A 20,264-nucleotide genomic window follows, 5' to 3' on the forward strand; every position below is an offset into this window, starting at 1 on the left:
TTGTCGATCGTCAGCACGCCAAGCTGGATCACCTTGCGATCATTCAGCGCCGCCGAATAGCGCCGCCTTTCTCAAACCGGCGGATTCTCAAGAGGCGTTGAATTTCCCCTCGGCCACGACGCCCTTGGCGTGATTGGCGCGGAATCCGGCGTGGACACCGAACACCTTGTTCGTCTGATTGACGATCTGCTGCTCAACCGGTGCGTCCTGCGCGCGGGTGATGGCGGGGAAGGTTCGGTTTAAACCGCGACCGGCGGCAACCGGCTTGCTGTTCATCATCAGCGGCTCCTCCTGTCGTGGGCATCGCAGCAGAGCAGCATGAGTTGATGAATGTGACTTTCGTGACGATGACGACGGACGCGCGCAACTGCCCCGCTGATGCCTGTCCCTCGACTGGTTGGCCCAGTCTGCTCATCCTCCGGAAGCGGACGGTTGCGACCGGGACCGGACCCACCCCGGCGTCTAGGCTACCAAGTCACCCCGTCTGGAAAAACTCGGGAGCAGTTGACCGATCACGCGGTTCTATGCACGAGGTAGCCCATAAAAGCAGACGAACCCGTGAGGATCCGCCCGATGCAGACAGAAGCCGCCTTTATCCTGCCCGACGATTTCGCCAACGCCGCGCTGATGGGGAGGGTCTGGCGTCCCGATCTCGCCGGCCCCGCGGTGGTCGCCATCCGCGAGAAGGGCGTCTTTGACATCACCGACGAGTTTCCAACCGCGAGCCAGTTGGCCGCCTCGGATCCGGCCGAGGCCTTGCGCGCCACCAAAGGCGTGCGGATCGGCGCGCTGCAGGATATCCTGAACAACACGCCGCCCGACACCCGCGACCCGACAAAACCGTGGCTACTGGCGCCGATCGACCTGCAGGTGATCAAGGCCGCCGGCGTCACCTTCGCCATCTCGATGCTGGAACGGGTGATCGAGGAGCGGGCGCGCGGCAATCCGGATTCGGCGCAGGCCATCCGCGCCGAGGTGACGCGGATCGTCGGCACGGATCTATCGCAATTGAAGCCGGGCTCGGCCGAAGCGCAGCACATCAAGGACGTGCTGGTCTCGCAAAACGCCTGGAGCCAGTATCTCGAAGTCGGCATCGGGCCGGACGCGGAGGTGTTCACCAAGGCGCCCGTGCTGTCGGCGGTCGGCACCTGCGTGGATGCGGGCCTGCACCCAAAGTCGACCTGGAATAATCCGGAGCCGGAGGTGGTGCTGGTGGTGGCGCGGGACGGAAAAATCGTCGGCGCGACGCTCGGCAACGACGTCAACCTGCGCGACTTCGAGGGCCGTTCGGCGCTGCTGCTGTCGAAAGCCAAGGACAACAACGCCTCCTGCGCCATCGGCCCGTTCGTGCGGTTCTTCGACAGGAATTTTACGCTGGACGACGTCCGGAAGATGGAGATCTCGCTGGAGGTGAAGGGGCCGGAAGGGTTTGTCCTGCACGGCGCGTCGTCGCTGAGCCAGATCAGCCGCGATCCGGCCGATCTCGTCGGCCAGACCATCAACGAGAACCATCAATACCCCGATGGCTTCGTGCTGTTCCTCGGCACCATGTTCGCGCCGATCCAGGACCGCGCCGCGAAGGGGCAGGGGTTCACCCATGTCGAGGGCGACCTGGTGACGGTGGCCACCCCCAAACTCGGCCGGCTGACCAACCGGATGCGCCACAGCGGCGATTGCGAGCCCTGGAATTTCGGCATCACCGAGCTGTTCGAGGCTTTGATGCGCCGCAAGGGCGCTAGCTGAAATGGCGAAAATCAGGGTCGGTCTGGCCGGCTGCGGCTTTGTATCCGAGCTGCACATGCATGCCTACCGCCGTGTGTACGGCGTCGATGTCGAGGTCAAGGCCGTCGCGGCGCGGGGCGAGCAGGTCGTCGAGTTCGCCCGCCGCCACCAGATACCTGTCGCCTATCGCAGCTTTCGCGAGCTGATCGCCGACAGCGAGATCGACGTCGTCGACATCTGCACGCCGCCCAACCTGCACGCCTCGATGATCGTGGACGCCATGCAGGCCGGCAAGCATGTGATCTGCGAAAAACCGTTCAGCGGCTATTTCGGGCGCGAAGGCGACGCGCAGCCGATCGGCAAGCATGTGCGGAAAGCGCAGATGTACGAGCGGGTGATGGAAGAGATGGCCGCGACCCGCGCCGCGATCGAGAAGACCGGCCGGCTGTTCATGTATGCCGAGGACTGGATCTACGCGCCCGCGGTGAGCAAGACCGCGGAGATCCTGAAAGCGACCAAAGACAAGATCCTGTTCATGAAGGGGAACGAGAGCCATTCCGGCTCGCATGCCGCGCACGCCGCGCAATGGGCGATGACCGGCGGCGGCTCGCTGATCCGGATGGGATGCCATCCGCTCTCGACCGTGCTCTATCTCAAGCAGGTCGAGGCCCGTGCGCGCCGCGAGACGATCACGGTCGCCAGCGTTACCTGCGACGTCGGCAACGTCACGGCATGCTTGCGTCCGGATGAACGCGCCGTGCTCAAGGCCAACCCCGTCGACGTCGAGGATTGGGGCATGCTCAACGTCACCTTCTCCGACGGCACCAAGGCGACCGTGTTCTCCGGCGACATGATTTTGGGCGGCGTGCGCAACCTGATCGAAACCCATACCAATAGCGGCGCGCTGTTTGCCAACATCACGCCCAACACGCACATGATGAGCTATCAGACCAGCGAGGAGAAACTCGCCGGCGTCTACATCACCGAAAAGGTCGACCGCAAGACCGGCTGGCAATATGTCTGCATCGAGGAAGAGTGGACGCGCGGCTACATCCAGGAAATCCAGGATTTCATGGAATGCGTCGCGACCGGGCGGCAGCCACTGTCGGATCTGGCGCTGGCGTTCGAGACGATCAAGGTGAACTACGCCGGGTATTGGGCGGCGGAAGAGGGGCGGCGGGTGGTGTTGTGAGGCGCTGGATTGACCGCGGGAAGCTACGCCTTCCCGATCATGCCTCGCGATCGACCTGTTATCGTCGACCTCGCTTCAGCGCGATGGGTTGGAAAGCGGACTTCGGCGAAGGATGGCCGAGAGGTCCGCTATGTGTCAAAAACAGAAGTGCTCACACTGTGCCGCCGGGCATTAGGTCGGCGCGAGGCCGAGCGTCACAACCAAGAATCCCGGCCCATTGACCCCCGCATGGATGATGATGCCGACAGACGTATTCCGCGTGCGCTGTACGGCCCACGGTATGACGAGCACGACCGGCAACAGAAGAAACAAGACGCCAAAGCCAAAGCTGAAGTGAAAGAGGCCATGAAGAAGGCCTTGGACGAGCCATGTGCTCCGACCAAACACCGGCTCCTGGCGCGGCTGGATGAACCCGCGCCACCAGAACTCCTCACCCACAATGTTGAGCACAAAGAACGGCAGCCAGAAGGCAAGAATGTAGTACTGACCAATCATTAGCGGCCTAACCGCCATGAAGGACGGATGAGGCGGCAGTCCCGGCCAGACATTTGCGTTGAAAAGCTGCAAACCAGCCACAGCCGCGAAGGTAAACAGCAGCACAAGTCCGGCTAGGCGCCAATCTTCGCCGCTCAGCGGGCGAACGCGCAAGTGCTCCAAGATCGCGGGCGCGGTTGGCGCTGCCAGCGCCATCCGTGCGCCGAGCAATGCAGCGACGAGAAGGGGTGCCAAGACAAGCCCACCGCTCGCGAACCACGCCAAAAGTGGCTCCCAGCCCCGCCCCACCAGGATGGGCAGCAACTGAGTTGTAGCCAGCCAAAGCAGCAGTGCAGGAACGCCGAATAAGAGAAGCGAGAGCCCAGCGCCAATCCGGCCCAGCAAGGGTTTTTGCTGTTGATCGTCCATCTAGCCTCGCGAATTGGATCGGTGGCTTTGGACATAAAGGGTCCAGAGTTGGACGGTCGCACAGTTCGTATTAGAAGCAAATGATGAGTTGCTTTACCGACATTGGTGTCTGGCTCACTACGCTCGATCGCGACTTTGCGTCTCTTTTGGCGCATCCGTTCTTGGTAGCAGCATTGCGCCAAAAAGTGCCAAACCCTCAATTGACACGTATTCCCCTCACCGTGTCTGACGGATCGCCAATCCTAACTACAAGGGTGGCCAACCCGAGACTTCAAGAGGAACACAGGGCGCCTTTGCCTTTCCGAGTCCGTTCCGGGGTCAGAAGCAGACTTCGGCGGAGGATGGCCGAGAGGTCCGCTATGGGACCATAAGCAGAGTTCGGCTACGCCTTCTCAATATCACAGCCCGAAAGTTTTGTCCGACGCTGCGGACCGGGCGTAGCGCGCCGCAAGCCGGGTGACCCCGGCTTGCGGATGTTTCGGAAACCGCCGGCTCCGACGGTTAGATCCAGCCGCGGCCGCCGCTCAGGTGGCTGAAGCCGTCGGCCTCGTGCTGCCTGGCCGAGGCCAGTTCCGACAGGCCGCCGAACACGTCGCCCCGCGCGAAATCCTGCGCGGCGTCGCGGTAATCCTGCTGAGCCGCGCGGAAGTCCTGAGCGGCTTCACGCAAGTTGTTGTGGCCGTGGCTGTGGTGGTGGTGACCATGGCAGCCGTGGCCACCCTGGTTAGCCAGGCCGCCCAAGATACCGCCGATCATGTTTCCAATGAGAGGTGCTGCAAGACCTGCCAGAGCGAACATAGTGCATTCTCCGTTTTGAAAAGGGTACCGGCGCTGACCCAATGCCAGACGCTCGGGGCCTCGCTGCTGTTTGTGCCAGCGAATCGAGGTGAACTCCGTGCTGCAGATCACGGATGTCATGGTCCATGACGCGCGGGAACGGGCGCGCGAAGGCTGCATTTCACTCGCGAGGATTACCCTCGGCTGATCGCAAGAGCCGGGGGGCTTTTTGCAATCGGGCTCGATCGCCATGGGTCATTCCGTCGGTTTGACCGGGCGACCTTCCGTATAGGAGGGCATGTCTCAAAGGTGCAAACAGCGGACAGTTCGTCGGTCGAAATCTCCCGAATTTCTGCGCAAAAATTAACGCTGCGCCATGCTACATCGCTTCGAACACCGACTGTGGGAATGTCGTTTGAAAAGTCGAACCCGCAAGATCTTACTTGGCATATTCGCACCGATCCTGGCGGCACTCGCGGTTGTGACTTACGCCATCTCGTCGTTCATGGAGGAGTTCGGAAGATGCGAGACCAACGTCATTGGGTCAATTCCTTCTCCAAACAACAAGATGGAGTTGGTGACCTTCAGCCGGGAGTGTAATGCCACCGTGGGCTTTAATACACTGGTGAGCGTCAGTTATGGCACTTTGCCCTTCTCGCCTGATCGCAATCCCTCGTTCCTCAGTGTGTCGCAAAGACGGTCCATCTTACTTCGTTGGGTTTCGGATGGTCTCGTTGAGGTCGTGTTGCCCCCAGATGTGACGATCTATCGTCGCGATACAGAAGTTGGCGACGTCAGGATAGACTATAAATAGCGACGTGTCCGCTCGGAGCCCGATAAACACCGCGCATTTCGACGGGCGAGGAAGGACGTGTGCATGACGAACTACTTGATCAGCGTGAGCTTTGCCTTGGTCTCCGCTTTCGTTGGCATGTTTCTACCAATGGCCTCCACAGTTGGGCCAATTCAAAAGCCAACAAATATTTTTCTTGGACTCGTTTATGGGCTGGGATGGTTTTTTGGGGGATTCATAGCGAATGTAAGATCCCCGAACGTAGAAGCATTCGGCTCGACGATCTGGCCCCTCATAGTCATGCTGATGGTGACGTACTTTCTCGGACAGCTGCTTTCCAGGTATCCCGAAAAACGACTTGCGATTGTTGTCGGCTGCATCTTCCTCTTACTCTTGATCGTGCCGGGACACTGGGTTGCGACCACGTCATTGAAATACATTCCGACATATTCAAGCACTCTGATTGCGGTCTACTGAATTTCACGGGCGCTGCAGATCACGGATGTCATGGCCCATGACGCGCGGGAACGAGCGCGCGAAGGCTGCATTTCGCTCGCGAGGAAGACTCTCGGCTGATCGCAAGAGCCGGGGGTCGTTTTGCAATGAAGAAATAGCTCCGTCATTGCGAAGAGCTCGACGACAAAATTGCAAAGCAATTTTGCGCTGAAGCGAGGCCGCGCCGACAAGTTCTCCTTCGTCCTGAGAGACGCGGCAATGTCACGCGCCTCGCAGGACGAATGCCTCGAGCCCCATTACCAGCGGCGCTTGCACCGATGATCTCGGCAGCGGGAACACCAGGGGAAGCGGCTCCCGGGAGGTTGGAGACGGGCAGCCAGCTCTTTGATCCGCTAGCTAATAGCCATAGTAACCGCCGTAGCCGCTGCCGCCGCCATAACCGCCGTATCCGCCGCCATAACCGGCGCCGTAATAGCCGCCATCGTAGCCACCACGATCCCAGCCGCCGCCATAGACGCAGCAGGGCGGCGGCGTATAGACGCGGCAGCAGGGCGGCGGCGGAGGAGGCGGGACATAGGCTTGGCAGCAGCCGCCTGCGTAATAGCCGCCGCCATATCCGTAACCGCCGCGACCATAGCCGCCGCGGTAGTAGCCATCGGCTTCGGCGCTGGAAGGAACGATGGCGGCAACGAGTGCGAGAACCGTCGCGGACACGACGGCTATCCTGCCGAATTTCAGCATCATGAGACGTCTCCTGTTATTTGTCTGGCGGTGAACCCGCACTTGGATCGCAGTCTGCCAACAAAGACGACGAACAAGGCGCAAGCTGGGACTTTCGGGCGGCGATGCCGCGATATCTCCCGATATGGTTAAGCCGCGGACGTCGGATGGTTCGCCGGCGCCCTTCCGTTCGGATCTTACACGAGCGCGACAGCACGACGTCACGCAGCAACGATGCGTGACGGTTTGATGTGCTCACGCACACCAACCGCAGGCATCGCGCTGCGCTTCCTTGACGCCCTTCTTATCGAGACCGACCTTCAGAAGTGATAGTTCACGCCGACGCGCATCACGTTCGACGGGAAGCCAGATGAGACTGCGGCCGGAAGGACAGACGACTGCGACAGGCCGAGGTAAAGATATTCGACCTTGGCCGACCAGTTCGGACCAAAGCCGATCGGAGCCAATCCGAATTCAGCGCCGGCCCCGATCGTCCAGCCCGCAGTCACACTGGTATCCGACAGCCCACCGAGCGTGACCGTGTTGATGCCGACGGCGAGGCCCGCCGTGCCGTAGAGAAAGACGATGTTGTTGATGAGGTATCCGGCGCGCCCGCGCAGCGTTCCGAACCATGGGTTGGAGAACTGGTAGTCGGCAAACTTCCCGCCGGCGCTCGAGAGGTTGAAATCCGCCTCCACGCCATACACGAACGCGCCGTTCTGCCAGTTGTAGCCACCCTGTATGCCGCCAGTGACTCCGCTCGAACCGAAGCCGCCGACGTTCGAGGTCCACTGGAAACCGGCATTGGCGCCGACATAAGGACCCAGCCAGAGACAGGGAAGCAGCGGTGCCGGTGGCGGTGGCGCGTATGGCGGCGGCCCATATTGCGGAGGGGGCCCGTATTGCGGAGGAGGTGCGCCATAGCGAATAGGCGCATCGGCCGCATTCGCCGAAGCGACTGCGAGCATCGTAACCAAGACTGTCCCACCCGGCGCCAGAAAACTTTGGCGCCGCCAACAAAAATTCATGGCGACCTCTACAAGTGTCGCCCACCGAGCCCGTTCATGAAAATAGAGGAACCGAGTTAATGCAGCGCTAATGCGCGCCGCTCATCCGACTGGGCTCGGCGCGAAATCGACCGAGACTGCCTGTTCGTCAGGGTTGCTCGGCAAGCAACCGAATTCTCAGACGGCGGCTCACTTGGATCTGACAGGCGCTGAGGCCTTGGGAGAGTTTCCGTCTCCCCGCATGCGCGGAGAGACGGAATGTACTTTCGGTGTGGCTACCAATTCGCCTTACGCCGCATACACCGATGATTTCGGCAGCGGGAACACCGGGTCCTGCGTGCGAATGTTGGTCGGCCACACCACCGAAATATGCTCGCCGGCATTCTGCATCACCACCGGAGTCGAGCGTTCGTTCTGGCCGGAGAGCGGCGTGCCGGGCCGGAAGAACTTTACGCCATAGCCCTGGATGGTGCCGCCGGCGGGGATATCGACGTCGAGCGCAGCCTTGCGGATCGCCTCGGGATCGAAGCCGCCATATTTGTCCTTGGCCACGGGCAGCACGTTGTTGAGCAGGATCCAGGTCTGGTTGAAACCCATCGAACAATGCGGCGGCACGTCGGTCGCGGAGGTCTTGGCCTTGTAGCGCTCCATCATGGTCTTGGTGAGGTCGCCGATCCCCGGCGCGAGCTTTGAGGCGTCGAGCAACTGCGCCGGCACCGGATCGATGTTGCAGAAATTATCGATGTCGGCCGCGAACGTCGCCCGCAGCTTGTCGAGCTGGCTGTAGCCCGCGCCGGCGCCGAACAGCATCTTGAACTTGAGGCCGTTCTCGCGCGCCTGGCGCAGGAACAGCGTGATGTCGGGGTTGTATCCCGCGTGCGAAATCACGTCGGCCTTGGCGCGCTTGATTTTTGTGACCAGCACCGAGAGGTCGGGGGCCGACGCCGAATAGCCTTCCTTCAGCACGACCTGCAGGCCGGCTTCCTTGGCATAGGCCTCGTCGGCGGCGGCGACGCCGACGCCATAAGGGCCGTCCTCGTGGATCAGCGCGATCTTGACGTCCTTGGGCTCCATACCGAGCTTGGCCTTGGCGTGCTCGGCGAGGAAGCCGGCAAAGGCCTGGCCATACTGGTCGGAATGGATCTGCGCGCGGAACACGTATTGCAGGTTCTTGTCCTTGAACACGGCGGTCGAGACCGCGGTCGTGATCCAGAGGATCTTCTTCTGCTGCTCGACCTTGGCGGCCAGCGGCACCGCGTGCGAGCTGGCATAGACGCCGTTGATGATATCGATCTTTTCCTGGTCGATCAGCCGGTTGGCCTCGTTGATCGCGACATCGGGCTTGCTCTGGGAATCGGCGGAGACAGCGGCAACCTTGTACTTGCCGCCGACGCCGCCCTTTTCGTTGACGAGGTCGATGGCGATCTGCGCGCCGATCGAGGAAGCCACCGAGCCGCCCGCGGCGAACGGCCCGGTCAGGTCGTAGATCAGCCCGATGCGCACCGTCTCGGCCTGGGCCTGCGCGCGCGTCCAATCAAAGCTGAATGCAGCGGCGGCAGCCGCAGAAGTCTTCAGCAGCGTCCTGCGTGACGTCGGCATCGTGTCCTCCCCCTGGATTTATCGCCCGGTTTTTCCGGTGCTGGGTCAAGTATTTGGAGAATGCGATGAGAAGTCAACCGGCGGCCGGGCCGCAGGGGATGCTTAGCGACTGCGAAACGCGCCCGGTCTGCGCGGGCTACTTGCCCTTGGTGTCGACCTTCTGCTTTTCGTCCTCGTTCATCTTCTTCACCACCGGATCACGCGGGGCTTCGCCGGTGGTCTGGTCTGTCCTGGCCGGCGCCGCGTCGCTGGGAAGCGATGTCTGGCCGGGCGGCGTCGTTGCCGGCCGCGTCGCGGTGGCGCTTGGCGGCGACGAGGTTTGGGCGGTCGCCGCCTGCGCATTCAGAAGTAGCGCGCCCGACAGCAGCGATGCCGCGAGCGCTATTGAATTGGGTTTCATGGGTGTGAACTCCTCTCAGACCCATGAAACGGCCCGTCTTGCCGAACGTTCCCGTCACGCCTCCAATTGCTTGCCGATCGGCATGGCGCGGATGCGCTTGCCGGTCGCGGCGAAGATCGCGTTGATCAGCGCCGGGGCAAAAGGCGGCACGCCGGGTTCGCCGACGCCGCTGGGTGGCGTGTCGGGACCTGGCGGCACGATGTAGACATTCGTGACGCCGGGGGCCTCGTCCATCCGGATCACGGGGAAGTCGTCGAAATTACCCTGCTGCACCTTGCCGTCCTTGAACGTGATCGCGCCATGCTTGGCCAGGCTCATGCCCATGATCGCGGCGCCCTCGATCTGGGACTGGACCCGCTCCGGATTGACGTAAGTGCCGCAATCGATCGCGGTATCGACCCGGGGCACGGTGAGCTTGCCTTTGTCATCGACGGCCACCTCGACGATGGTCGCGACATAACTGACGAAGCTGCGGTGCGCGGCAATGCCGAGCCCGTGGCCCTTGGGCAAGGATCGCCCCCAGCCGCCCTTGTCCGCGACCAGCTCGACAACCTTGCGCAGGCGCGCGGTGTCGATCGGGTAGCTGTCATAGGGCTCGCCGTAGTTCCAGAGGTCCTTCACCGAATCGAGTTTCACGATGCGGGGCGAGCCGATCAGCTCGAGCAGCATGTCCTTCGGATCGCGGTTGGCAGCCTTGGCGATCTCGGCGACCATCGACTGCACCGCGAAGGCGCGCGGGATGTTCGACACCGAGCGGAACCAGCCGATGCGGTGATGCGCGGCCGCTTCCGGGTTTTCGCACTGCACGTTGGCGATCTCGAAGGGCATGTCGACGAGGCCCATGCCGATCTCGAACGGCGCCTGGTTCTTTGCGCCGGCGGCAAAGGTCGAGGCGATGGTCGGCGCGACGCTGCGATGCCGCCACGCCGTCACCTTGCCGCTCTTGTCGAGCCCGGCCTCGATGCGTTCCACCGAGACGGTGTGCAGGAAACCGTTGCGAACGTCGTCTTCGCGGGTCCATTGCACCTTGACGGGGGCGCCGAGCTCCTTCGACAGCAGCGCGGCCTCGATGGCGAAGTCGCATTTCGACTTGCGGCCGAAACCGCCGCCGAGCAGGGTGACGTTGACGGTGACATTCCCCTCGGGAATGCCGAGCGTCTTGGCGACGTCCTCGCGCGTTCCGCCCGAGCTTTGCACCGGCGCCCAGATTTCCACCTTGTCGCCGCTGACGTTCGCGATCGCGACCGGCGGCTCCATGGCGACATGGGCCAGATGGGGCAGATAATATTCGCCTGTTATCACCTTGTCGGCGCCTTTCAGGGCGGCTTCGACGTCGCCTTCCTTGCGCAGCACCAGGCCGGGTTTTCGCGCGGCTTCCTCGAGTTCGGCGCGGTAGGCGACCGACTCATATTTGCCGTTGGGGCCGTCGTCCCAGACGATCTTCAGGGCGTCGCGGCCCTTGATCGCCGCACCGGTGTTGCGCGCGATCACGGCGATGCCGCCGAGCGGCTGGAACTTTGACGGCCACGGCCAGCCCTTCACCTCCATCACCTTCTCGACGCCGGACACCTTCATCGCCGCCGAACCGTCGAACGACGCGACCTTGCCGCCGGTCACGGGCGGACGGGCGATGACGGCGTATTTCATGCCGGGCAGGCGAACGTCGGCGCCATAGCGCGCTGTGCCCACCGTGATGTCGCGCAGGTCGACCATGCTGATCTGGCCCTTGCCCAGGTAGCGGAAGTCCTTCGCCTCCTTCAGCTTGAGGCCTTCCACGCTCGGCACCGACTGCTTGGCGGCGTCGGCCGCCAGATCGCCAAAGCCGATGCGCCGGCTGGTCGCGCTATGGACGACCTCGTGATTGACCGCCTTTACTTCGGCGGCGGGCACGCCCCAGCGTTTCGCCGCGGCGGTTTCCAGCATCGAGCGCGCCGACGCACCGATCTGCCGCATCGGCATCAGATAATGACGCGTGCTGCGCGATCCGTCGGTATCCTGGTTGCCGAACTTGACCTCGTCGCCATGGGCCTGCTGGACGCGGACGCGCGACCAGTCGGCCTCCATCTCCTCGGCGACGATCATCGGCAGGCTGGTGCGGACGCCGGTTCCCATCTCGGCGCGGTGCGCGACGATGGTGACGATGCCATCGGGCGCGATCGCGACGAACACGCGCGGATCCACCACCGTGCCGTGCGGCATCTCGCCCGCACCGGTCTTGTACGCGGCAAAGCCCGGTCGTGACATCACGGGGGCGGCGAGCACGAAGCCGCCGGCGAGGCCAAGGCCTTTCAGCATGCTGCGGCGCGAAACATTGTCGACCCTGACGTAGCGTTCAAAGCCACGGAGTTTTTTGGGGTTGGTTGACATGTTCATGATCAGACCCCCGTCGATGCGAGGTGGACCGCGTTTTCGATGCGCTGATAGCAGCCGCAGCGGCAGATATTGCCCGCCATCGCCTCGCGGATCTGGTCGTGGTTGGGTTTGGGATTGTCGTTCAGCAGCGCGGCGGCCTGCATGATCTGGCCAGCCTGGCAGAAGCCGCATTGCGGGACGTTGAGCTGGCGCCACGCCTTCTGAACCGCATGGTCCCCGGTCGGATGCAGGCCTTCGATCGTCGTGACTTCCCGGCCGACCACGTCGGAAACCGAGGTGATGCAGGCGCGCACCGCCTGCTTGTCGACGATCACGGTGCAGGCGCCGCACAGTGCCTGGCCGCAACCATATTTCGTGCCGGTCAGCCCGGCTTCGTCGCGCAGGAACCAGAGCAGCGGAAGGTCGGGATCGCCATCCCAGTTCTTTTGCTGGCCGTTTATCTTCAAAGTAATCATGATCGATCCTCGCTCTTCATAAGCTGCTGATGGTTGGCGCGGCGTGAGCGAAGAACGTTACGGCTGATCGCTGGAGGCCGGCGCTTCGAAATTCCTTGCTGTCTCGTCTGGCTGGGATTTCTTCGAGCCATCCTCCTGATCGAATTGTTGTTTGCTGTTGTTCAGTCGGTCGCATTTGCGGTTTCGATCGCCGCAACGCGTTCGATATTTGCGTCCGCATGTTGGGCGAAAGCGGGGCGCTGGTAAAGAATTGCATTTGGTCAGCAGCGCTGACGCAGTCGCATGCGCAACAATTCGTGCGCACCGGTATGGCGTACCGCACATCACCAAAAGGCTGAGCTGTTCTGCGAAATAAGCATGATGGGCGCTGCGGCGTTTTGCGAGCGTAAGGAGCGCGGCAAATGCCAATTTTTCCTGAATCTGATTGAGCTTGTCGAATCAACCAGAGGGTGATTCGTCTAAAATGCGAATTGGTCGGCCGCCATCGTTTTGACTGACTCCCTCCATCACTTTGCGTGATGTGCAAATCAGATCAACCGACGACGTCGATCACGCGCACAGACCTGGAACGCGCGACAGCGTCGGGTCCGGATCAAACAAGGCGCGTGCTGATCCTGACTGCTCTCGCCACCGGGGCTTGCCTGGCGTCGGCAGGCTCATCCATCGCCCAGGAAGATTTGCCGGGAAGCAGCGAGCGACCTCAGAAGGCCGACGTGCTGGTCTACTCCGAAGGGGAACGCGCCGGCGACGCGATCAGGCCGGCCGACCTGAAAGCCGGCGGACCGCCGGTGCGGGCGTGGCCGAAGGACCCGAAGACATCGGTCGTCCGCAAGGGCTCGCGCCTCAACGAAATCCTCGTCGTGAAACTCGATCCGGCGGAACTGGATGACGAGACACGGGCGCGTGCCGCGGATGGTGTCGTGGCCTATTCGGTGATCTGCGTCCACACCGGTTGTCCGATCACGGCATGGGTGAAGGCGGCGAGCGGCGACAAGGACGTATTCAAATGCGTCTGTCACAACTCGGAATACGACCCCCGGCAAAGCGCGCAAGTGGTGTTCGGCCCGGCGCCGCGGCGATTGCCGGCGCTGCCGCTGGCGGCAGACGACGGGACGCTGACGGTGGCCGCAGCATTCATTGGAAAGGTAGGTGCCCAGACCGGCCGGTGACGGCGTCGATCCACGACAAGGAAACAGAAATTCGGGAGCTGAAAACAAAGGGGAGGTTGCGTTATGGCCTTGAAGCAATGGCTTTTGGCGGTTTTGCTCGCGTCCACCTGTCTCGTTCCGATCGCGACCGCCGGTCCGATCGAAAACTACAGCCCGGTCACCGCCGACCGGCTCAAGAATCCGGAACCCGGCAACTGGATGCATTATCGCCGGACCTATGACGGCCAGGGCTATAGCCCGCTGGACCAGATCAACACCACGAACGTGAAAAACCTGGCGCCGGTGTGGACGTTCTCGACCGGTGTGGTCGAGGGCCACGAGGCGCCGCCGATCATCAACAACGGCATCATGTTCATCGCAACGCCGTCCGGACAGGTGATCGCGCTCAATGCCAAGACCGGCGACGAGTACTGGCGGTACAAGCGCCAGCTTCCCGAGGATCTCTTTCAACTGCATCCGACCAACCGCGGCGTCGGCCTGTGGCAGGACAAGGTGTACCTCGCCACCACCGACGACCATCTGGTCGCGCTCGACGCCAAGACCGGCAAGGTGGTGTGGGACACCAAGGTGCAGGACTACAAGAAGGGACAGTACCTGACCCTGATGCCGCTGGTCGTCGACGGCAAGGTGATCGTAGGCGGCTCCGGCGGCGAGTTCGGCGTGCGCGGTTACGTCGTGGCGTTCGATGCCGAAACCGGCAAGGAGCTATGGCGGACCTTCACCATTCCCGGCCCCGGCGAGCCCGGCCATGAAACGTGGAGCGGCGACGACTGGAAAACCGGCGGCGCGCCGGCCTGGATGACCGGCACCTACGACACCGAGACCCGGACGATCTATTGGGGCACCGGCAACGCCGCGCCCTGGCCTGGCGAAACCCATCCCGGCGACAATCTCTATTCGACGTCGGTGCTCGCGCTCGACCCCGACAGCGGCAAGCTGAAATCGTACTTCCAGTACCATCCGAATGATTCCTGGGACTGGGACGAGGTCGATGCCCCGATGTTGATCGACCTGCAAAGGGATGGTCGGACCATCAAGAGCCTGATCCATCCGGGCCGCAACGCGATCTTCTGGGTGCTGGAGCGCAAGCCGGAAGGCATCAAATACGTCGCGGGCTGGCCATTCGTTTACACCGACGTGTGGAAGGGCATCGACCCCTCGGGCAAGCCGATCGTCGATCCCGCGCACAAGCCGGGCGTCGGCAAGCGGGTCGAATTCTGCCCGTCGCTGTGGGGCGGCAAGGATTGGCCGTCGGCGGCGTATAGCCAGAGAACCGGCCTGGTCTACGTTCCGGCCAACGAGAATTTCTGCGGCGGCTTCACCGGCGAGAAGGTGCCGCTGAAGCCCGGCCAGCTCTGGCTCGGCACCAAGCCCGAAGACATCGGCCTGACGCCGCGTCCCGGCGCCACGCATTTCGGCGAGTTGCAGGCGTGGGATCCGGTCACCGGCAAGAAGGCGTGGTCGCACAATTTCCCGAAATCGCAGTTGTTCGGTTCGGTGACCGCGACCGCGGGCGATCTCATCCTGGTCGGCGGCACCAACGACCGGATGTTCCGCGCCTTCCATGCCAAGACCGGCGAATTGCTGTGGGAGCAGAAGACCAACTCCGGCATCATGGCCATGCCGATCGCCTATGAGGTGGACGGCACGCAATATATCGCGGTGCAGTCCGGCTGGGGCGTCGACGCGCAGCGCATCCAGGATGCGCTCGCGGGCAAGGTCCCCGGGTTCGAGAACAACGTGCCGCAGGGCGGCGTCGTGTGGGTGTTCGCCGTCAAGAAGTGAAGACGAGAGAATGGACCGCGCCTGGCCGCTGACAACAGTGGCCAGGCGCTGCCAAAGGTAATTTGCTAGTTACCGATGTCTAGGGGACCGACTAGGCATCCACCGCCACCTTCAGTGCCTCGGCGCGGATCTCCTCGACGAGCCGTTCCTTCAGGCGGACGAATTCAGGCGCGGTCTTGATCTTGTAGGATCGCGGGTGGGGCAGATCGATTGCGATCTCGGCCTTGATGCGGCCGGGGCGGGCGCTCATGACGATGACGCGGCTGCCCAGGAAGATCGCCTCCTCGATATCATGGGTGACGAACAGCACGGTCTTCTGCTCGCGCTCCCAGATGCCGAGCAGCATTTCCTGCATCAGCACGCGGGTCTGGTTGTCGAGCGCGCCGAACGGCTCGTCGAGCAGCAGGATCTTTGGATCGTTGGCCAGCGCGCGTGCGATCGCGGTGCGCTGCTGCATGCCGCCGGAGAGTTGCTTGGGCCAGTGGTTCTCGAAGCCGGACAGGCCGACCCGCTGGATGAATCCGTCGGCGATCCTGCCGCGCTCGGCTTCCGATACCCCGCGCTCGCGCAGGCCGAACGCGATGTTCTCGCGCACCGTCAGCCAGGGGAACAGCGTGTAGGACTGGAACACCATGCCGCGGTCGGCGCCGGGGCCTTTGACTTCCTGGCCGTCGAGGATGACGCGGCCGCTGGTCGGCCGGTCGAGCCCGGCGATGATCCGCAGCAGCGTGGATTTTCCGCAGCCGGACGGGCCTAGGATGGTGACGAAGTCGTTGTTGCCGACGTCAAGATTGGTTGGTTCCAGCGCCCGCGTCGGCGCGTTGCCCTGGCGCGCGGGGAAGGTGCGGGAGACCTGGTCGATCTTCAGCGTGGTCACGCCAATCTCCACGGGAACAGCCAGGCGTTGAAGGCCTTGAACAGGAAGTCCGAGACGAGGCCGATCAGGCCGATGACGATGATGCCGAAGATGATCTGGCCGGTGTTGAGCAGCGCCTGGCTGTCGGTGATCATGTGGCCGATGCCCGAGGACGAGCCGATCAGTTCGGCGACGATGACATAGGTCCATGCCCACCCGAGCACGAGTCGAAGGATTTCGGCGATCTCCGGCGCGGAGGAGGGCAGCAGCACGCGGCGGATGATGCCGCTGTCGCCGGCGCCGAGCGTATAGGCGGCTTCGACAAGGTCGCGCCGCGTATTGCCGACGTTGACGGCGATCATCAGGATGATCTGGAACACCGAGCCGATGAAGATGACCAAGAGCTTCTGCAGCTCGCCGATGCCCGCCCACAGGATCAACAGCGGGATGAAGGCCGAGGCGGGCAGGTAACGGGCGAACGACACGAACGGCTCGAGAAAAGCCTCGATCGGTTTGTACGCGCCCATCAGCACGCCGAGCGGCACCGCGATAAGCGCAGCCAGCACGAAGCCGCCGATGACGCGCCAGATCGTCATGCCGATGTCGAACAGGAAGCCGTGCTTGGTCAGGAGTTCAAAGCCCTCCTGCAGCATGGTCAGCGGGTTGGCGAGAAACGTCTTGGAGACATAACCGCCAAAGGTTGCCCATGCCCACAGGGCGACGAACAGGACAAAGAACGCAAAGCCATAGGCTGCGCGCTGCTTCGACGTCACGGGATCCAGGGGACGCATCACGGGGCATCTTCCTCAAAGCGTTGCGCCAATCGCGGACGGCCCCGCATCCACTGGTGTGGAAGCGGAGCCAGCGCGGCGCCGGACGAACCTACTTGATGAAGCTCGTATCAACGAGGTCGTCGATCTTCGGAATCGATTTGATGATGCCGATCTCGAGCAACAGGTCCGCGGCTTCCTTGGTGAAAGCCTGGAATTCGCCCGCGAAGAACTTCTGGTTTGCGGCCTTGTCCTGCCAGCGCAGATATTTTGCCGAATTGCCGAACTGCTCGCCGGACTGTTTCACATCGGAACCCATGATCTCGTAGGATTTGGCCTTGTCCTTCTCGATCAGGGCGACCGCCTCGAAATAGCTGTCGGCTAACGCCTGCGCGGCTTTCGGATTCTCGGTCAGGAACTTTGGTGTGCAACCGAACGTGTCCATGATCATGGGATAGTCGAGCGTGGTGGCGATGATCTTTCCCTTGTCGGGTGCTGCGCGCACGGTCGAGAGATAGGGCTCATAGGTCATGGCCGCATCGTTCTGGCCGGCCACGAAGGCCTGCGCGGCCGCGGCCGGCTCCAGGTTCACCACGGTCACGTCCTTGACCGTGAGTCCGTTCTTCTTGAGCATCCAGGCCAGCGTGAAATAGGGCGCGGTGCCGGGCGCGGACGCCGCGACCGTCTTGCCCTTCAGGTCCTTGATCGCTGCGACGTCGTTTCGCGTCGCCATGCCGTCGGCGCCGTAGCTCTTGTCGAGCTGGAAGATCTGCTTGGTGGCGACGCCGTTTGCGTTCCAGGAAATCCAGGTTTCGACCGTGGTCGCCGCGCACTGGATGTCGCCCGAGGCAACGGCCAGATGCCGGTCCTTCTGCGGGATCTTCTTGATCGTCACGTCGAGGCCGTTCTTCTTGAAGATGCCGGCCTGGTTGGCCAGCGTGAGCGGCGCAAAGCCGGTCCATCCCGAGATACCGATGGCGACTTTCACGTCCTGGGCGAGGGCTGGCGAGGACGCCAGACAAACGGCGGTTGCGGCGAGTATTTTATAAGTACGCATGATGAGCTTCCTTCTGCCTGTTTTATCGATGGGGTCGTGTCGTTCTATTGCTGCATGACACGCTGCTGCATTATCTCCTGCACAATATCTCCTGCACAATTTGTGCCGTACTCGATTTGCATTGACGCTCTCAGCCTCCCTTGAAGCGGGCGATCAGTTTGTGGGATTCGCCGGGATAGACGAGGCGCACGGCCGTCAGCGTCCGCGCGCTGCGCCAGGTGTGGCGGTCGATGACGAGGCAGGGCGCGCCGGCCGCGATGTCCAACGCTTTTGCGGTGGGATTATCGGCGACGATCGCGCTGATCGCATGTTCGGCCTCCGTCCACGGCACGTGGTGCAACAGCCAGGTGCCGGGCGGTTCGCTGGCAAAATCAGCCTTGGCGGCTTCGGGCACGGCGTCGAGATCGATCAGCCGGTCCTCGATCGCGAACGGCACGTTATCGGCGCTGTGGCGGCACGAGATGGCGATCACCTGGCCCGTCTTGCGAACGCCGAGGCGTTCGCGGTCGGCGGCGTTGGCTGTCCGGCGCGTGCGTCGGATCAACTGATAGCCATAGACGCGGCCGAGCGCGGTGATCTCCGCACGGATATCCGGGATGGTCAGCACCGCCGACAGGAATGTGGGGCGGCGCACAAAGGTGCCGGCGCGTCGCCGCCGCTCGATCAGATCGGCCTGCGCCAATTCCGACAGCGCCTTGCTCACGGTCATGCGCGAGCAGCCATAGCGCGTCATCAGCTGGTGCTCGAACGGGATGCGATGGCCCGGTGGCCACTCGCCGGTCAGGATACGGCGCTCGATGTCGAGCCGGATCTGCTTGTAGAGCGTCGGCGTATCGCCCGCCGCTTTGCCGCGATCCGTCGCGAGGCTCATGCCACCAGCCTCCGCACCGCGGCGTTGAATTTGTCGCGTGCGCGCTGACGCAGCCGGTGGCGTCCGCCCTCGACGACCTTGTTGCCGCCTGCCCACACGCAATCGACGGCATCGGAGCGCGCTGCAAAGATCCAGCCGTCGATCACCGCGTCCTTGCTGCGCCCGGCGAGGGAGGGATGCGCGATGTCGAGCGTGACGATGTCGGCGCGTGCCCCCGGCGTGAGGCCGGCGATCGGCTGCGCGAGCGCCTGGGCGCCGCCGGTCAGCGCGGCGTCGAACAGCGCGCGGCCGGTGGATATGCCGGGACCGCCGGACAGCACATTGCGCTCGCGATGCTTCAATCGCTGGCCATATTCCAGCTGACGCAGTTCGTCGGCGATGCCGACCAGGACATTGGAGTCCGTGCCGATACCGAACCGGCCGCCGGCGTCGCGGAATTCACGCGTCGGAAAAACACCGTCGCCGAGGCTCGCCTCGGTGATCGGGCAGAGGCCCGCGACGGCGCCGCTGGCGGCAAGCGCTGATATCTCCGCCGCGGTGGTGTGGGTCGCGTGGATCAGGCACCAACGCCGGTCGACGGGCGCGTGTTCGAGCAGCCACTCGACCGGCCGCCGGCCCGACCAGGCGATGCAGTCCTCGACCTCTTTTGTCTGCTCTGCGGCATGGATGTGAACCGGACCGCCTTCGGCGAGCGGTGCGATCGCCGCCAGTTCGTCCGGCGTCACGGCGCGGAGGCTGTGCGGGGCGACGCCGACATTGGCGCCGGGCAATGCGCGGATGACGCGTTTTGTCGCGTCCATCAGCTTTGCGAACTGGTCGACCGAGCAGATGAACCGGCGCTGGCCGGCATGCGGCGCGGCGCCGCCGAACGAGCCGTGCGCATAGAAGCTCGGCAGCATCGTGAGACCGATGCCGCTGATCTCGGCGGCCCCGGCAATACGCGTGGCCATCTCGGCGGGATTGGCGTAAGGCGCCCCGTCGTGGTCGTGATGCAGATAGTGGAATTCCCCGACCCGCGTAAAACCTTGCTCGAGCATCTCGACATAGAGCAGCGTCGCGACGGCCTCGGTGTCTTCCGGAGTCATTTCCAGCGCGAAACGATACATCGTCTCGCGCCATGTCCAGAACGTGTCCGCGGTATCGCCGCGAGTTTCGGCAAGGCCCGCCATGCCGCGCTGGAAGGCGTGACTGTGCAAGCTGGGTATTCCAGGGATGGCGAGGGGATGGCGTTCGTCGCCGGCAGCAGGCGTCACGCCGGCCGTCACTCCTGCAATGCTTCCATCGGCGATGATCACCTGCACGTCGTCAGCCCACCCGGACGGAAGCAGCGCTGAAGCGAAATGCAGCGTGGACATGTTT

The 20,264-nt window shown here is 63.0% G+C and carries 20 protein-coding genes; 6 read left to right on the forward strand and 14 right to left on the reverse strand.

Annotated features, from left to right (window positions below):
- Positions 1–87 precede the first annotated feature (87 nt).
- Positions 88–279 carry a hypothetical protein gene (locus QUH67_RS13145; RefSeq protein WP_300947113.1) on the reverse strand — a complete coding sequence of 64 codons (192 nt, stop codon included), beginning with the start codon at positions 277–279 and terminating at the stop codon, positions 88–90.
- A gap of 294 nt (positions 280–573) precedes the next feature.
- On the opposite strand from QUH67_RS13145, the gene QUH67_RS13150 reads away from it, so the two are divergent.
- Positions 574–1,743 carry a fumarylacetoacetate hydrolase family protein gene (locus tag QUH67_RS13150; RefSeq protein ID WP_300947114.1) on the forward strand — a complete coding sequence of 390 codons (1,170 nt, stop codon included), beginning with the start codon at positions 574–576 and terminating at the stop codon, positions 1,741–1,743.
- A gap of 1 nt (position 1,744) precedes the next feature.
- Positions 1,745–2,914, forward strand: coding sequence for a Gfo/Idh/MocA family protein (locus QUH67_RS13155; RefSeq protein ID WP_300947115.1), 1,170 nt, complete (start codon positions 1,745–1,747; stop codon positions 2,912–2,914).
- A gap of 171 nt (positions 2,915–3,085) precedes the next feature.
- Here QUH67_RS13155 and QUH67_RS13160 read toward each other — a convergent pair whose 3' ends face one another.
- Both QUH67_RS13160 and QUH67_RS13165 read right to left on the reverse strand, forming a co-directional pair.
- Positions 3,086–3,817, reverse strand: a complete 732-nt coding sequence (locus QUH67_RS13160; RefSeq protein WP_300947116.1) for a CPBP family intramembrane glutamic endopeptidase — start codon at positions 3,815–3,817, stop codon at positions 3,086–3,088.
- Positions 3,818–4,318: 501 nt separating this feature from the next.
- Complete coding sequence (locus tag QUH67_RS13165; protein WP_300947117.1) at positions 4,319–4,615, reverse strand: hypothetical protein; 297 nt, start codon at positions 4,613–4,615, stop codon at positions 4,319–4,321.
- Between the two features lie 394 nt (positions 4,616–5,009).
- Between QUH67_RS13165 and QUH67_RS13170 the strand changes: the two genes are divergently transcribed.
- Positions 5,010–5,408 (forward strand): hypothetical protein, encoded by a 399-nt coding sequence (locus QUH67_RS13170; RefSeq protein WP_300947118.1) that lies wholly within the window; start codon positions 5,010–5,012, stop codon positions 5,406–5,408.
- A 63-nt stretch (positions 5,409–5,471) separates the two neighbouring features.
- Positions 5,472–5,864 carry a hypothetical protein gene (locus tag QUH67_RS13175; protein WP_300947119.1) on the forward strand — a complete coding sequence of 131 codons (393 nt, stop codon included), beginning with the start codon at positions 5,472–5,474 and terminating at the stop codon, positions 5,862–5,864.
- Between the two features lie 375 nt (positions 5,865–6,239).
- Here the strand turns inward: QUH67_RS13175 and QUH67_RS13180 are convergent, their stop codons facing one another.
- The 6 genes from QUH67_RS13180 to QUH67_RS13205 all read right to left on the reverse strand — a co-directional run bounded on the left by QUH67_RS13180 (position 6,240) and on the right by QUH67_RS13205 (position 12,397).
- On the reverse strand, positions 6,240–6,587 hold the full coding sequence (locus tag QUH67_RS13180) for a hypothetical protein (RefSeq protein WP_300947120.1): 348 nt from the start codon (positions 6,585–6,587) through the stop codon (positions 6,240–6,242).
- Between the two features lie 296 nt (positions 6,588–6,883).
- The gene (locus QUH67_RS13185; protein ID WP_300947121.1) at positions 6,884–7,531 is read right to left on the reverse strand and encodes an outer membrane protein; all 648 of its coding nucleotides are present in this window, start codon (positions 7,529–7,531) and stop codon (positions 6,884–6,886) included.
- Between the two features lie 327 nt (positions 7,532–7,858).
- A complete protein-coding gene (locus QUH67_RS13190) occupies positions 7,859–9,169 on the reverse strand; it encodes an ABC transporter substrate-binding protein (protein WP_300947122.1) in 1,311 nt (436 codons plus the stop codon).
- 136 nt (positions 9,170–9,305) lie between these two features.
- Positions 9,306–9,569, reverse strand: a complete 264-nt coding sequence (locus tag QUH67_RS13195; RefSeq protein WP_300947123.1) for a hypothetical protein — start codon at positions 9,567–9,569, stop codon at positions 9,306–9,308.
- A gap of 54 nt (positions 9,570–9,623) precedes the next feature.
- Positions 9,624–11,942 carry a xanthine dehydrogenase family protein molybdopterin-binding subunit gene (locus QUH67_RS13200; RefSeq protein WP_300947124.1) on the reverse strand — a complete coding sequence of 773 codons (2,319 nt, stop codon included), beginning with the start codon at positions 11,940–11,942 and terminating at the stop codon, positions 9,624–9,626.
- 2 nt (positions 11,943–11,944) lie between these two features.
- The gene (locus QUH67_RS13205; RefSeq protein ID WP_300947125.1) at positions 11,945–12,397 is read right to left on the reverse strand and encodes a (2Fe-2S)-binding protein; all 453 of its coding nucleotides are present in this window, start codon (positions 12,395–12,397) and stop codon (positions 11,945–11,947) included.
- Between the two features lie 518 nt (positions 12,398–12,915).
- Between QUH67_RS13205 and QUH67_RS13210 the strand changes: the two genes are divergently transcribed.
- Positions 12,916–13,566, forward strand: coding sequence for a QcrA and Rieske domain-containing protein (locus tag QUH67_RS13210; protein WP_300947126.1), 651 nt, complete (start codon positions 12,916–12,918; stop codon positions 13,564–13,566).
- A gap of 63 nt (positions 13,567–13,629) precedes the next feature.
- Positions 13,630–15,351: a methanol/ethanol family PQQ-dependent dehydrogenase gene (locus QUH67_RS13215; protein WP_300947127.1), complete on the forward strand. Its 1,722-nt coding sequence runs from the start codon at positions 13,630–13,632 to the stop codon at positions 15,349–15,351.
- 91 nt (positions 15,352–15,442) lie between these two features.
- On the opposite strand, the gene QUH67_RS13220 is transcribed toward QUH67_RS13215, so the two are convergent.
- From QUH67_RS13220 to QUH67_RS13240, 5 genes are all read right to left on the reverse strand, one after another.
- The gene (locus QUH67_RS13220) at positions 15,443–16,228 is read right to left on the reverse strand and encodes an ABC transporter ATP-binding protein (protein ID WP_300947128.1); all 786 of its coding nucleotides are present in this window, start codon (positions 16,226–16,228) and stop codon (positions 15,443–15,445) included.
- Positions 16,225–16,998: an ABC transporter permease gene (locus QUH67_RS13225; protein WP_300948032.1), complete on the reverse strand. Its 774-nt coding sequence runs from the start codon at positions 16,996–16,998 to the stop codon at positions 16,225–16,227. The genes QUH67_RS13220 and QUH67_RS13225 overlap by 4 nt, the downstream gene beginning before the upstream one ends.
- 91 nt (positions 16,999–17,089) lie before the next feature.
- Complete coding sequence (locus tag QUH67_RS13230) at positions 17,090–18,034, reverse strand: ABC transporter substrate-binding protein (protein ID WP_300947129.1); 945 nt, start codon at positions 18,032–18,034, stop codon at positions 17,090–17,092.
- Positions 18,035–18,164: 130 nt separating this feature from the next.
- Positions 18,165–18,905, reverse strand: coding sequence for a histidine utilization repressor (gene hutC / locus QUH67_RS13235; protein WP_300947130.1), 741 nt, complete (start codon positions 18,903–18,905; stop codon positions 18,165–18,167).
- Positions 18,902–20,260 (reverse strand): formimidoylglutamate deiminase, encoded by a 1,359-nt coding sequence (locus QUH67_RS13240; RefSeq protein ID WP_300947131.1) that lies wholly within the window; start codon positions 20,258–20,260, stop codon positions 18,902–18,904. The genes hutC and QUH67_RS13240 overlap by 4 nt, the downstream gene beginning before the upstream one ends.
- Between the last annotated feature and the right edge of the window lie 4 nt (positions 20,261–20,264).

This window comes from Bradyrhizobium roseum (genome assembly GCF_030413175.1).
Taxonomy (GTDB): domain Bacteria; phylum Pseudomonadota; class Alphaproteobacteria; order Rhizobiales; family Xanthobacteraceae; genus Bradyrhizobium; species Bradyrhizobium roseum.